Raw genomic sequence first — 14,439 nt, 5'->3', positions numbered from 1 at the left:
TGACCGTTCAGTCGGATAATTGAATTGGAGGTGTTATGATGTCAAAGCGATTTATTGTACTTTTTGGATTAATTTTACTACTGAATAGTTTATTGGTGGGCTGTAGTGGTAAATCCTTGGAAACTCAAGCAGACCAGGAAAATATTTTTGCTGTAGAGGTAATGAAGCCTTCTTTGGGGGATATATCTCAAAGCATTACCTTAAGTGGACAGCTTCAGGCGATAGATACCGTAACTGTCATCCCGGAAATACAAGGATTATTAGAAGTAAAAACCTTGGCTGTTCAGCTTGGAGATTTCGTTAGGAAGGGGGATGTATTATTTACACTAGATACAGAATCTGTTGAAGATCAAGTGAGTAGTAGAAAACTTTCCTACGAAACCAATTTGGCAAACTATAAATTTCAGAAAAAATTGCTGGATGAACAAATAGAAGATGCCAGACTTACATATGAAAATGCTAAAAAGAGCTATGAAAATGCTAAGATAAACTTTGAAAGAATCGAAAAGCTATTTGAAGCAGGAGGCGCATCTCAGCAGGACTATGAACAGGCGAAATTGTCGGCTTCTGATATCCCCTATCAACAGGCCAAGCTAAGCTATGAAAATAAAAAAGCTTCTGAAACACAGCTTCAGTATCTTGAGGCACAATTAGAGGAAACAAAGCTTGCTTATAACAACAGTTCAAAAGATTTGAACAATACCATTATTACTGCACCTATCGATGGTATTGTTTCCTCCATCGATATACAGGAAAAAGGATTGATTTCTGCTCAACCTGCTTTAACCATCACAGATATTTCCAGTCTTGAAGTTGTTATGAAAGTAACAGAGGCAACGATTAACAAAATCATGGCGGCAGGCAATGTACAGCTTATGATTCCCTCTATTTCTGATGAAATAGTAATAGGTTCTATTAAGGCTGTAAATCCTGTTCCAGATCCTGTGTCACAGCTTTATACCGTGAAGGTAACTGTTGAAAACCCTGAAGATGTCATCAAACCAGGCATGTTTGCTCAGGTATATATACATACCAACGAAAAAAGTGATATAGTAACACTACCAAGTGCAGCAGTTCTTCAAGAGGATAAAGATTTTTATGTGTTTTTGGTCAAAGAAGAAAGAGCAGTAAGAAAAGCTGTTGAGATTGGTTTAGACAACGGAGAACTGGTGGAGATAACAGCTGGATTAGCACCAGAGGATGCTGTTATTGTTAAAGGACAAGATTTTCTAAAGGATGGTTATAAAATCAAGATTGTGAGAGGTGAATTCTAATGAAGCTCTCTCACATATCAGTAAAACGTCCTGTTACTACCGTAATGGTGATATTCATTATTCTGTTATTAGGCTTTGTTTCCTTAACCAAGCTTTCCATTGATTTATTGCCTCAGATTAATGTTCCAGTAGCCATTGTCAGTAGCCAATATAGAGGAGTTGGTCCTTATGAAATGGAGTCTTTGGTTACAAGACCTCTTGAAGAAGTCCTGGCAACTGTTAGTAATGTGAAAAGTATTAGCTCCACCTCCAGTGAAGGCAGTTCTGTAGTCGTGGTTGAGTTTAATGATGGAACGGATATGGACTTAGCTGCATTGGATATGCGGGAAAAAGCGGAGATGATACAGGATTTTCTACCTGCGGATGCAACCACACCTATAGTAAGCAAAATTGATCCTAATGCTTTTCCAATCATGAGTATGGCTATTACTGGAGATAAAGGTTTAGCAGAAACCCAGCGAATAGCTGAGGATAGAATCAAAAGCAGAATTGAACGATTACCTGGGGTTGCTTCTGTTATGATAATGGGCGGCTATGAAAATGAAGTGAAAATCACAGTAGATCCTGTGAAATTAGATATGTACGGTCTATCTATTGATAATTTAGCCAATACACTAAAGGGAGAAAATCTTAATCTTCCCGGAGGTTTAGTAGAAAGAGGAAATCGGGAGTTATTGGTAAGAACCTTAGGAGAGTTTAGCAGTGTAGAGGAAATGAGAAATCTTCCTGTTATACTAAGTAACGGGGATATTATTTACTTGAAGGATATAGCAGAAGTCATTTTGGAAGCTAAAGATCCTGATCGAATCTCCCGTACCGATGAGATTCCCAGTATTTTCTTAACTGTCAGCAAACAATCCACCGCCAATACAGTTCAAGTTGCTAATCGGGTAAATAGAGAGTTGGATAGACTTGATAATGAACTGGATGGGATAGAATTTCATATGATTATGGATTTATCCGACTATATTAATGACTCCATTAGAAATGTTGCTAAGAACGCTGCTATTGGAGGCATTTTGGCAGTATTGATTCTATTCCTTTTCTTAAGGAATATTCGAACCACTTTTATTATCGGTATTGCTATCCCCATCTCTATTATTGCCACCTTCTCCCTTATGTATTTCTCAGGGGTCACCATTAATTTAATGACCTTGGGTGGTTTGGCTCTGGGTATGGGGATGCTGGTGGATAACTCCATTGTTGTACTAGAAAACATCTATCGCTTCCGCCAAGAGGGTTATTCCCGAATTGAAGCAGCAAAGGAAGGGGCGGGAGAAGTGAGTATGGCGGTTACTGCCTCTACGATCACCACCGTGGCAGTATTTTTACCAATCGTTTTTGTTGAAGGGATTACCTCTATGCTATTTAAGGAATTGGCCATGACAGTTACCTTCTCCCTACTGGCCTCCCTATTTGTATCCCTTACGATTGTACCGATGCTATCTTCTAAAATATTAAAACTCTCCCACGAGATTACAAGAAGAACTACCTTCTCCAAGAGATTATTGGATGGATTTCAAGCCTTTTTTAATAGGATAGAAGAAACCTATAAAAATATATTAGGCTGGTCCTTAGACCATAAAAAGATAATTGTACTGTTAGCTGTTGTTATTTTTGTGGTTTCTATAGGGCTTGCCTTCACAGTGGGGGCGGAGTTTTTCCCGAGAATGGATGAAGGATATGTCACCATTGATATTGAACTTCCTACTGGCAGCAAACTAGAGGAAACCGATAAAATTGCAACGCGCCTTGAAGAAATTACTGCAGAAATTCCTGAAGCCGAATCTCTCTTTGTCATACTAGGGGGATCAGGGAATGAGTATGTAGATACTGGTGGTATAAGCAATACAGCAGCAATATATTTGAAGCTAAAGCCTTTAAATCAGAGGAAAAGAAGCAGCGCAGAAATTGCCGATGAGATTAGAGACCAGACCTCAGAAATTGCCGGAGCCCTCATATCTGTTCAAGCTATGGAAAGTGGTATGGGTGGAACAGGTGGCGCTCCTGTGTCCATCGCAATCAACGGAGACGATATGGAACTCTTAGAGGAACTATCCACCGATATTCTGGGCTTTGTTGAAGGAGTGGAAGGCACAAGAGAAGTAAAATCCAGCTTTGAAGATGCAAAACCCGAAATACAGGTTACTATCAACAGACATATTGCCTCAAGATATGGATTATCTGCGGCTCAAATTGCCCAGTCCGTCCGAAATAACATTCAAGGAACAGTAGCTACTAGATATAAATTCGATGGTACTGAAATAGATGTAGCTCTTCGAAGTCAAAACTATATAAAGGAAAACATTTCGAATTTTAGCCAAATTCAAATAGCTACTCCTCTGGGAATAACAGTACCTTTGGAGCAGGTGGCGGATATAAGTATTCGTCAGGGTCTTACTCAAATCGCAAGAGAGGATCAGGTAAGAACCGTCAAAATTACTGCTGATATATTAGGCAGGGATGTAAGAAGCATTAATAATGATATAGTAAGCCAGCTGGAGAATTATCCAATGCCAGAGGGCTACTCCTATAAAATGGGAGGAGAAATGGAAGATCTTGTAGAATCCTTTAAAAGTTTAGGTTTGGCTATTATCCTGGCTGTACTTCTGGTATATATGGTGCTGGCTTCTCAGTTTGAGTCCTTGCTCCATCCCTTTACCATTATGCTTTCCGTACCCCTATCCTTTGCAGGGGGTGCCTTGGGATTGTTTATCACCCAAAGAACCGTTAGTGTACCTGCAATCATAGGTTTGATCATGTTGTCAGGCATCGTTGTAAACAACGCCATTGTATTGGTGGATTATATTAATATTTTACGAGGTAAAGGTTTGAAAATGAAAGAAGCCATATTGCAGGCCGGCCCTACAAGACTAAGACCTATTCTTATGACAGCCTTAACAACCGTACTGGGATTAGTTCCCCTGGCTTTAGGTATAGGTGAAGGCGCCGAAGCTCAAGCTCCTCTTGCCACAGTAGTTATTGGGGGTTTGTTGTTGGCTACCTTGTTAACCCTGGTCTTTATCCCAGTTATGTATATCATTTTTGATAGAGTAGCCAACTACATCAAAGTGAAAGTCTTTAAGAGAAAAAAACCTTCAATTGAAGTTTAATTAGGAGGCAGCGGATGGCGGAAATAACAAGCAAAAGGGATCTAATTATACAGGCTGCAATTCAAGTCTTTGCTCGTAGTGGTTTTTATAAGGCTAAGGTGGGAGATATTGCAGAAACAGCCGGAGTAGGTAAGGGCACCATCTATGAGTACTTCAATAGTAAAGATCACTTATTTGAAGAAATGGTCCATTTTTCTTTAGATACCTATATAACAAGCATAAAAAATGTACTGTTTCAAAATATTACTACTGAATCAAAGCTCAGAGAATTTTTTCTTCTAATTATCCGATTCACCCAAAAGCATATGGATATCATGCGGATTTTTTCCCAAGAGGCATGGAGATCTGATAATAATATTGTTTATCTAATGATGGATGCCAAAAAACAGATTGTTACCTTGGTTGAGGAGGTATTAACAGAAGCAGTCAATAAAGGCGAATTTCGTCCTATTGATGAAAAGATAGCTGCAATTATCTTCCTTGGAGGAATCAACTATATGGTGATGTATCATGTTTCTCTTCATGATGATCATATTACTGAAGAACAAATCAACCAATATATCGACTTGTTTATAAAGGGATTAAAAAGCCACCAATAACGGTGGCTTTTCACATTGAGCAATTATTAGTTTCCATTCAATCTACTGTTGATCTATATAGATTGTTTTCAAAAAATATGATATGTTAGTATATGGAGAAAATCCAATTCATAATGAGAATCTAAGAAAAGGTGATTAAAATGAGAGTTATAGACTTGTACCATGCTACTGAGGATCACATATTGGCCATTCCTCTTTTCAATGACCAAGGAAAAATTCTACTATCAAACGGGGTTCATTTAAAACCTTCCCTCATTGCAAAATTATTGGAGTTAGGCTACACTAGGGTTTACATAAAGGATGAATATAGCCAGCAGGAAATTGAAGATATTATTAAACCAGAGGTTAGACAGAAAGCTATAGGTCATATCCGTAAGCTGGCATCTATTATAGCAGAGGACAGTGCTGGTGGTAAAAATACTGTTACCGCCTTTAATGCAGATTTAACTATGGCAAAGGCAACAATAGGTACAATTGTAGATGATATTTTTGCTAAAGAAGATATTATAATTGATCTGCTAGATTTAAAAACTATAGAAGGCTATGTTTACGAGCATTCTGTTAATGTTATGATTCATTCTCTAGTATTGGGGACTACCCTTGGATTAAGTAAGCTTGATTTGGAAAAGTTGGCTCTAGCTGCTGCCCTTCATGACATTGGCATGATGTTTATTCCGGAAGAAATCTTAAAAAAGAGAAGTCCTTTAACGCAAGAGGAGGTACTAGAGATACAAACCCATGCTGCAAAAGGCTATGAGTTTTTAAAAACAAAAACAGATTTGAACCCTACCATTCGAGTTGCAGCTCTCCAACATCATAAACGATACAATGATAGTGGCTATCCGGACTCTGTATCCTATAAAAACACTCACTTATTTTCAAGGATTATTGGTGTTGCTGATACCTTCGATGCCTTGACCTCCCACCGTCCCTATAGAAAGGCTGAACCAGTTTCAGAGGTTTTGGAGTTCATCATGGGTAGTGGAGGAACATTATTTCACCCAACGTTGACAAAGGCTTTTATTCTAAATATTAATCCCTATCCTGTCAACACATTGGTTGAGCTAAACGATGGAAGTATCGGAGTGGTATCAAAGATTAATGGTCGATTTTTCTTACGGCCTGAAATTAAGTTAGTGATAGATAAGGATAAAAGGAAGGTTAACAGAACAGTAAATCTACTGGAGGAAAAAACCCTTGTCATTAAGGGGACGGTTAGTGTCATTTAAAAGGTAAAAAGCTTCAGGGGAAATTGCCTCTTCTCCTAAAGCTTTTTTTATTTGAACCCTATCTAAGATTGATGTTTAGTAGCTTTCCTATATAACCACCCAACATATGCCTTCACTCCCTATAGTAGTATTTACTTAATTATTTTTACATTTTTATTAGGAGTCCTTCTGTTTCATGACACAAAAAGCCCTAGAAAATTCTAGGGCGATCATTTGCTTATTACCTTTATTTAGTCTAGATTGATTTCGCTTCCTCTGTAACTTCTAGTTCATTTTCAGTTGCAGATACAGAAACCGCTACTGCAGCATCCCCTACTACGTTAACAGCAGTTCTAGCCATATCTAAAATTCTGTCGATACCAGCAATTAATGCTGCTCCTTCTATAGGTAGTCCTACCGAGGTTAATACCATAGTTAACATGATAAAGCCGGCTCCTGGTACACCTGCTGTACCTATAGAGGCTAATGTTGCTGTCAAAATAATCGTTACCTGTTGCGCAATAGATAAATCAAGGCCATAAACCTGGGCTACGAAAAGTGCACATACCCCTTGATATAAAGCAGTACCATCCATATTGATGGTTGCTCCTAAAGGTAATACAAAGCTGGCAATACCATTGGGTACACCTAGGTTTTCTTTGGCAGATTTAATAGTCACTGGCAGGGCTCCTGCACTACTGGCGGTACTGAAGGCCACTGTAGCAGCAGGTGAAATTCCCTTGAAGAATTTTAATGGACTCATCTTTCCAAAAATCTTTACTAATGAAGAATAAACAATTAGGGAATGTAGTATTGCTCCTAAATATACAGCAATAATTACCTTTAAAAGTGGCAGTAATACTGCTGGCCCATTCTGAGCAACAACTGGTGTGATTAAGGCAAATACACCATAAGGTGCCAAGCTCATAATGGTAGCAGTAATTTTGTACATAATTTCTGCTAAGCTGTCAAAGAAATTTAAGAAGGGCTGACCCTTTTCTCCTACAGTAGTTACACCTACTCCTAAGAATAGAGCAAATACGATGATTTGAAGCATACTTCCGCTTACTAATGCATTTAATGGATTACTAGGAATAATATTGATTAAGGTTTGTGCTAGTGGTGGTGCTTGCCCTGGCTCAACGGTTGCATCTATTGGGATGCTTAATCCTGCCCCTGGTTGGAACAGGTTTCCTAATATAAGTCCGATGGTTACAGCTACAGCTGTCGTAATTAAATAAAATCCGATGGTTTTTCCACCTATCCTACCAAGCTTTTTAACATCTCCTGTACTGGCAGCGCCTACAATTAAAGAAGAAAATACTAGGGGAACAATAATCATTCTAATTAGATTAAAAAATAGTGTCCCAAAAGGTGCTATGTAGGTAGTAGCTAATTCAGCTGATCCCCCTAATGCTAGACCTGCAACAATACCTGTTATAAGACCGATTAATATTTTTGTTGTCAGTTTCAAAATAAAACCTCCTTTATTAAGCAAATTTTAATAAAGCGTTAAGCCCATTTATCCTTTTTCCCACAATCCTCCCTTCACGATAATAGAAATACCTCCCTCCATGTTTTTTAAAACTAGTGGTGAATTTCTTCTCAATACAAAATATGTAATAAATATTGCTTAAATACCCATCTGGGAAATATTATAGACATACGCTTATAAAACTTAATTTTAATATACACAGGTCTACGGTTTCGCCCTTGACTGAAAGACATAGCCAATGACTGCAAATGTGGCCCCTTAGTATATTAAAATTAAAATCTAGCGGTAAACATCTATATAGAAAAGGATAATACTGGATAAGCCTCATTATTATTTTATATGAAATCTCTTTTAGGTGCAATAGCATATATTCTGAATTTTTCAATACATTTCGATAATAATAGCATTATTTGTCCTTATCTGTCGATTAAAATACAGAGATACCAAGGGGACGGTTCTTGTGGTTAGCTTTTCAGAACAATACCTCTACTAATTCCTGTTAACCTTGTTATTTGCCTTGTAGATAGGCCTTCTTCTTTTAATCTTTTCAAGTATTTGTCTCTCGTATGTTGATCAATTTTTTGAATCTCCAGACAGCTTTTTAGATTGCAAATCCTTTTAATTACTTCTATTGCTTCATCATCTGTCGATCTTCTTTTTTCTTCGATATCTAAGCATTTTTCATCATTTATTTCTTTATGGTATGTTTTAAATTTCTCTATTGCTTTTTCTCTATTGCTATCAAATATTTTTAATACAAAATCTATATCTGCAATTCCTTCTTTGTCTATGAATTTATTATAACTACTCCATTTATAGCTTTCTATGTTCTTTGTTATTCCTGCTTTTACAGGGTTTTGATGTATGTATCGTAATACTGTTAAAAAGTAGCTTTCATTTTCAATTGGCTCACTTTTATATCTATCTTGAAACAAATGACCACACCTCTTGTACTTCCAGTTGTACCAATATACATAGCTTGACCCTATACGTCGCATGATTGTTTCTATTCCCTCTTCTACTTCTTGTAAAAGGATATGCGCATGATTTCCCATCAGACAATATCCATAAATCTTATATCCACTTTTATCTTTATACTCATTCAATGTCTGTAAAAATTTTGTGTTATCTTCCTCATCTTCAAATATAATTTGCTTATTGATCCCTCGTAAAATTATATGATAGTTACCGCTTTCGCTTTTCTCTCTTGCTTTTCTTGGCATAAGAAATCACCTCCAAATTTATGTTATCATGTATTTAGAGGTGATTCAACCAACAGAACCGTCCCCTTGGTCTGTACCCTTGGTCTGTATAAGACAAGAGATAGGTTGCTCGTTTTATCTCCTTTGTCTCATAGCCTTTTAAAAATTATTTTTTATCTAATAATTCAGCAATATATATTAACGTCATTGCACTAATTCCTTGCCAAAAACCTCCGAAAAATACTCCTACAATCCCGCCAATAATAATATACATATACAGATTTTTTTTATACATATAATCCCCCCATTATTCAAGGTTTTATCTTCTAATATTTAATATCTTTTAGTTCTTATATATTTTAAATCAACTATTCCACCACCTTTCATAGAATTTTAATCGCTTTAATTTTTACTTTAGTCAATACTAATAATTTCTATCTCTTCTCTAATAACCCTTTATTTTTCATATATATGTATTAAAAAGCACTTTAAAATAACGTACTTATACTTTGATATCCATAGGTGCCAAGCTAGTCCAATTTTTTTATATATTGGAAAAGAATACTGTTAAACCAATTGCTTACCTCTGATTCCCAAGATGTAAAGTACTTGATAAAATCGCTAAATGCTGATAAAGTATAGTCCAGTTTCATAATAAGAACCTTCTTTGTTAGTATTTAGCCAATACTGAGGTTCTCATTTTTTATATAATTTTCAATGGAGATTTATTACTAAATTGAAAGTCAACTTTTTTAGCTTGACGCCTATGTTTTGACATCTATATTTCTTTTTTAAATATTATTTATTGCGCACTGCAAATAACTAAATATTAAAAAATTAACAAGTCAGAAACTATATGCAAATCTGAGAAATGTATAAGTGTATGAACTTATGATAATAGATAGTCGAAAAAGAACTCTTGCTTAGCTTAACAAGAGTTCTTTCTTGAAATTATTTTATCACTAAATGTCTTTGTAAAAAAATTTTGATATGCTATTATGGATATCTAATTGTAAATGAGCCCGCACTAGATCCGTTTTGATAATGAATATCTGACTTAACTGATGTAGTAGAGTATAAGGCGGCTGCAGTATATTTTTCACTTCTTTTAAATCTATAACTACTTACATTGCTAGCAGAGCCCTTCAAAGAATTAGAATATACCTTGCCAATATTACCATCAGATCCAACTAAACCAAAAGCTGTATGGTCTACCTGGGCCTCTATTTTTGTAACCATATGTCCATTTCTAGTAGCTTTTGTTTCATACTCTGCACCGTATGAGTGGTTTATATATCCCATATCACTCCATCCATTACCAGAAATATTTGCAGAAACGAGTCCATCTGAGCTAGTACCAGAAACATTAAAGGAATCTCCTACATACCCCATTATTCCTATATCATTATCTTCTTTATCTTGTTCTATTTTCTTAGCATATTTTTTAACAAATTCTACATCTTCTTCACTGAAGGGCTCATCTATTTCATATTTTGAGTTGATTTCCTCAAATTTGAGTGCAATCTCTTCCTTAGTTAACTCATCTGCATCTTCTTCACTAAAGGGCTCATCTATTTCATATTTTGAGTTGATTTCCTCAAATTTGGATGCAATCTCTTCCTTAGTTAACTCATCTGCACATTCTTCTGTATTTGCAAATACATTTACTGAACCTACAAGCATTACTAAAACTATCAATGTAATTATTCTTAAAAGATTCTCCTTAAACATATGAACACTCCTTCTTTTTTTCTTTAGTACATAACTTATATTTAGACTTATTAAATTAGGATACAGCAATCTAAATAGAAAATTGGTATCTACTGCTAAACTTTTATGAAATATATTAAGCGTATGGTTTTCTCTTATTGCTAAATAAACATACAGCTCTTTTTTTATTTCATGAAACAACCCTCCCTTCAAGTCAGATTTAATGGTACCATTATTTATATTCAATGTTCTATGCACTAGCTATTATACCTTTCTTTTAAGCGTATATAGCCAAATATCGCTATTATTTAACCATATTTATGGTATAAGTAACTAAACAAAAAAAGACTTCCTCATTAATTGAAAAGAGAAAGTCCTTTAAGTTTTTCAAATTTATATCTACTCATATAAGCATTCTTTTTAGTGCAATTAAATTCAATACTGTATGATCTGTTGCCTATTTCTTAAATTTTAGCAATTTTATTAATATTTACTATAAAAGATTGATGTACTCTTAATAAGTTGCTATTTAACTTACTTTCTAGTTCCGCTAAAGTCTTATTTATAACATACTCTTCTTTATTAGTATTAACAACTGTATCTTTACCTACTTTTTCAAAAAAAATTATCTCTTTTAGCGGTAGTATTAATGTATTATTTTTATCTTTTACAGTTATCATGCTGATACTAGGTTGTTTGGAACTATTCATTATACTTAGTACAATTTCATTAAGATTATCTTTTAAAACAGTAATATCTATTGGTTTAATCAAATAGTTATAGGGATGAACAGCAAAGGAATCAATAGCATACTCCATATGAGCAGTTATAAAAACAAATTTTGTATCAGGAGATATTTTATTGATAAGCTTTGCTGCATCAATCCCATTTAAATTAGGCATATCGATATCAAGTAATGCAATATCAATTTTTTCTTGCTGTACTACTTTTACCGCCTCTACCCCATCTTCAGCAACAAAAACTTTGCTGACAAAAGGATTTTCAGAGGCTATTTTCTCTAGCATTTTTCTTATAGGTTTATGATCATCACAAATTAATATATTAGCCATAGACTATAACCTACAATTCTTTTTTAATACTTTTCGGTATATCTGGCTCATATATATACCACATACTAGCTGGACTTACACCACTCATAGCTGCTACTGATAAAACGCTAGTCTTAAGTTTTTTAAACATTCTTATACCTCCCTTCTAGCTCCAGACTATAATCCTAATGAATTTACTACCTAACGGTGTTGCTAAGAAAAATGCTAGAGTGATGCCTAACAAACTGAAAAAACTAATTAGCGATAAAAATAATCTTTCATAACCTAGCAAAAATACAATGATATTTCTCTAATATTTTTTTGCATATATGAAGTCCATACCCTCTTGCTACTGAATCTTTAGTGGAAGCCCCTGGCTCATATAAAATATTTATAAGCTCAAAATCTATCTGCCCTGTGTTTTCAATTTCTAGTACATAACTATTCTCATGATAATCTATGGTAAACTTAATCCACTTTTCACCTGCCGTCATACAAGCAGCCTCTATTGCATTTTCTATTAAGTATGCTTTATATAAAAGTAACATACTTAGGTATTATTTCAAATTAACGTTCGGTAAACTGCTAAGATAGCCGATAAACTGTTTATTGCTGACTGAAAGCTCAAGAGACGACAGAACAATGCTGTCAACTTAAGAGAGAGTATTAATATACAGCTAATTTCATAATGAGATAAAAGTGCGATAACGCTTGATTTCCAAAGCTCCTCTGGGCTTTTTCTATTGGTTTTTATATCAATATAATATATAATAAGTAACATAATACTATTTATGAAAAATAATAGAAATTCAACAGTGGATAAGCTATAGAACACTATATTTGGAAGCAACTATATAAAAAGGACATTCAAATATGAAATCAAGTAATAGAATAAACTTAACTTCCTCTAAATTAGGGGATCAACGTATACATAATATAGTAAGGCTTTCAGATGAAGCGTTTACTAGAAAAAGAAAAATGCCACTCCAAGATATGTTAACACTTACGTTAACACAGAAATGCTGGCTTAATCTCCACCTTCCTATGGCCAGTTCTATTAGGACTCTATTGGAAAAAAGCCAATGCTTCAGGGGCTTTTGCCTCCATTATTACAGGAGTAGGTACCTATATCCTCTTTAGTAAGGTATGGGTAAGACCTTTAGGCATGCATACCATAGGATTACCTTTAATTTTTTCTCTAGTTGTATTTATAATTGTAAGCTCCTGTACTAAAAAACCATCGGATAAAATCATCGAAGCCTTCTGGGGTATTTAGCGTTAAAGACATTGTTTGGTATAGTTGGAGTAGAGGGAGGTTTTCGTTTTGCAAGAAATTCAATTTACAGATATAGAAGGTATCAAGGTGGGGCATCAGCAGGATCTTGCTGCAGCAACAGGCTGTACTGTGGTTATTTGTGAAAAGGGCGCTACTGGAGGTGTTGATGTACGGGGTGGTGCCCCTGGTACAAGAGAAACAGATTTGCTAAATCCAGTGAACTTAGTAGATAAGCTGCATGCAGTAGTTCTTGCTGGGGGAAGTGCTTTTGGCTTAGATGCTGCATCTGGTGTTATGGAGTATTTAGAAGAAAGAAAAGTAGGCTTTGACGTAGGAGTAACTACAGTCCCCATTGTAGCATCAGCAGTATTATTTGATTTAACGGTAGGAGATTATAAAGTACGACCTGATAAAGCGATGGGCTACGCAGCCTGTGAAAACGCAACAAATCAGCATTGTCCTCAAGGAACTATTGGGGCCGGAACAGGCGCAACTGTAGGTAAGTTCTTAGGTGGAGATTATGCTATGAAGGGAGGATTAGGAACCTACTGTATCCAGGTTGGAGATTTAAAGGTGGGGGCGTTGGTGGCGGTTAATTGTCTAGGTGATGTTATTGATCCCAAAACCGGTAAAATCGTTGCAGGAGCCTTAACCTCTGATTATCAATCCTTTGCCAATACTGAATCTGTTATGGTTCAACAATATAGCAGCAAAAAAAATCTCTTTAATGGCAATACTACCATCGGTGTCATTGTTACCAACGCAGATCTTTCAAAGGCACAGGCCAATAAAATTGCTTCTATGACCCATAATGGTTATGCTAGAACCATGCGCCCCGCACATACGATGGTGGATGGAGACACAATTTTCACTATGGCCACCAATAAGGTAGCGGCAGAGATCAATGTTGTGGGGCTTCTGGCAGCAAAGGCTATGGAGGAGGCTGTCCAAAGGGCAATAACGGAGGCTACCTCTTTAGTAGGGATAAAATCCTATAAAGACCTACATGGATAAATAAACATGGGGACACACCGCTGATGAACCGTCGCGGAATGTCCCCAAATCTCATATCGCTACATCACTTGTATATTCAATTCATTAGCCGTATCTGCTAAACCAGCGATCCATAAATCATATTGGATTACAATCTTTCCTTTTTTGGTTTGACTACATAATTCTACGTCTAGCTTTTTTGTAAATATCTCCATTTCAAAATCCCCATACTGGGTTTTATATTGGGAGTTAAATGACTTTCCCACTTGGAAAATCAGTTGCATGTCTGAGCTGCCAAATCGCCGCATCGATACTTTATCCTCCCCCTCTATCTTTAAGGTAGTAGTAGCACCCTCCATCCCAGAAATTTCAGTTTCCTCATAGACAATATAAATATGCTCCTTTTTTTCATAGCAGCTACCTTCTGTCATTAATTCAATTTTATTTTCTGTTCCCTTGGCATCTTTTTGAACACCAGTTACCCTTATCATACGTGTTTCCTTCATCTCATCCATCCTTC

At 35.8% G+C, this 14,439-nt stretch carries 14 protein-coding genes and 1 pseudogene; 6 read left to right on the top strand and 9 right to left on the bottom strand.

Going from position 1 to position 14,439, the window contains the following annotated elements; all coding sequences use genetic code 11:
• Window positions 1-38 precede the first annotated feature (38 nt).
• The 4 genes from CHB72_RS17570 (at window position 39) to CHB72_RS17555 (ending at window position 6,215) form a co-directional block, all read left to right on the top strand.
• Complete coding sequence (locus CHB72_RS17570) at window positions 39-1,274, top strand: efflux RND transporter periplasmic adaptor subunit (protein WP_176431445.1); 1,236 nt, start codon at window positions 39-41, stop codon at window positions 1,272-1,274.
• The gene (locus tag CHB72_RS17565; RefSeq protein ID WP_089284180.1) at window positions 1,274-4,387 is read left to right on the top strand and encodes an efflux RND transporter permease subunit; all 3,114 of its coding nucleotides are present in this window, start codon (window positions 1,274-1,276) and stop codon (window positions 4,385-4,387) included. The genes CHB72_RS17570 and CHB72_RS17565 overlap by 1 nt, the downstream gene beginning before the upstream one ends.
• Window positions 4,388-4,401: 14 nt before the next feature.
• Entirely contained in the window at window positions 4,402-4,986 is a 585-nt protein-coding gene (locus CHB72_RS17560; protein ID WP_089284179.1) for a TetR/AcrR family transcriptional regulator, read from the top strand.
• A 140-nt stretch (window positions 4,987-5,126) separates the two neighbouring features.
• Complete coding sequence (locus CHB72_RS17555) at window positions 5,127-6,215, top strand: HD-GYP domain-containing protein (protein ID WP_089284178.1); 1,089 nt, start codon at window positions 5,127-5,129, stop codon at window positions 6,213-6,215.
• Between the two features lie 235 nt (window positions 6,216-6,450).
• Here CHB72_RS17555 and CHB72_RS17550 read toward each other — a convergent pair whose 3' ends face one another.
• The 7 genes from CHB72_RS17550 to CHB72_RS17525 form a co-directional block, all read right to left on the bottom strand.
• On the bottom strand, window positions 6,451-7,668 hold the full coding sequence (locus CHB72_RS17550) for a dicarboxylate/amino acid:cation symporter (RefSeq protein WP_089284177.1): 1,218 nt from the start codon (window positions 7,666-7,668) through the stop codon (window positions 6,451-6,453).
• A 485-nt stretch (window positions 7,669-8,153) separates the two neighbouring features.
• A complete protein-coding gene (locus tag CHB72_RS17545) occupies window positions 8,154-8,912 on the bottom strand; it encodes a transposase (RefSeq protein ID WP_089284176.1) in 759 nt (252 codons plus the stop codon).
• Between the two features lie 145 nt (window positions 8,913-9,057).
• Entirely contained in the window at window positions 9,058-9,186 is a 129-nt protein-coding gene (locus tag CHB72_RS27850; protein ID WP_278277867.1) for a hypothetical protein, read from the bottom strand.
• Window positions 9,187-9,887: 701 nt separating this feature from the next.
• A complete protein-coding gene (locus CHB72_RS17540; RefSeq protein WP_207652595.1) occupies window positions 9,888-10,622 on the bottom strand; it encodes a hypothetical protein in 735 nt (244 codons plus the stop codon).
• 443 nt (window positions 10,623-11,065) lie between these two features.
• Entirely contained in the window at window positions 11,066-11,671 is a 606-nt protein-coding gene (locus tag CHB72_RS17535) for a LytR/AlgR family response regulator transcription factor (RefSeq protein ID WP_089284174.1), read from the bottom strand.
• A gap of 10 nt (window positions 11,672-11,681) precedes the next feature.
• Window positions 11,682-11,801, bottom strand: a complete 120-nt coding sequence (locus tag CHB72_RS17530) for a cyclic lactone autoinducer peptide (protein ID WP_089284173.1) — start codon at window positions 11,799-11,801, stop codon at window positions 11,682-11,684.
• A gap of 127 nt (window positions 11,802-11,928) precedes the next feature.
• Window positions 11,929-12,198: a GHKL domain-containing protein gene (locus CHB72_RS17525; protein WP_089284172.1), complete on the bottom strand. Its 270-nt coding sequence runs from the start codon at window positions 12,196-12,198 to the stop codon at window positions 11,929-11,931.
• Window positions 12,199-12,680: 482 nt separating this feature from the next.
• Between CHB72_RS17525 and CHB72_RS28320 the strand changes: the two are divergent.
• Window positions 12,681-12,755: pseudogene (locus CHB72_RS28320) on the top strand (sodium:solute symporter family transporter); the annotation flags it as partial.
• A gap of 20 nt (window positions 12,756-12,775) precedes the next feature.
• On the opposite strand, the gene CHB72_RS27840 reads toward CHB72_RS28320, so the two are convergent.
• A complete protein-coding gene (locus CHB72_RS27840) occupies window positions 12,776-12,904 on the bottom strand; it encodes a hypothetical protein (protein ID WP_278277866.1) in 129 nt (42 codons plus the stop codon).
• Window positions 12,905-12,974: 70 nt separating this feature from the next.
• Here CHB72_RS27840 and CHB72_RS17520 point away from each other — a divergent pair, with 70 nt between their 5' ends.
• Window positions 12,975-13,940: a P1 family peptidase gene (locus CHB72_RS17520; protein ID WP_089284171.1), complete on the top strand. Its 966-nt coding sequence runs from the start codon at window positions 12,975-12,977 to the stop codon at window positions 13,938-13,940.
• A 59-nt stretch (window positions 13,941-13,999) separates the two neighbouring features.
• Here CHB72_RS17520 and CHB72_RS17515 read toward each other — a convergent pair whose 3' ends face one another.
• Complete coding sequence (locus CHB72_RS17515; RefSeq protein ID WP_176431442.1) at window positions 14,000-14,425, bottom strand: DUF1934 domain-containing protein; 426 nt, start codon at window positions 14,423-14,425, stop codon at window positions 14,000-14,002.
• Window positions 14,426-14,439 lie beyond the last annotated feature (14 nt).

It is taken from the genome of Anaerovirgula multivorans (assembly GCF_900188145.1).
GTDB classification, from domain to species: domain Bacteria; phylum Bacillota; class Clostridia; order Peptostreptococcales; family Natronincolaceae; genus Anaerovirgula; species Anaerovirgula multivorans.
The sequence above is the reverse complement of the archived record's forward strand: the minus strand, read 5'-3'. Positions and strand labels throughout refer to the sequence as shown.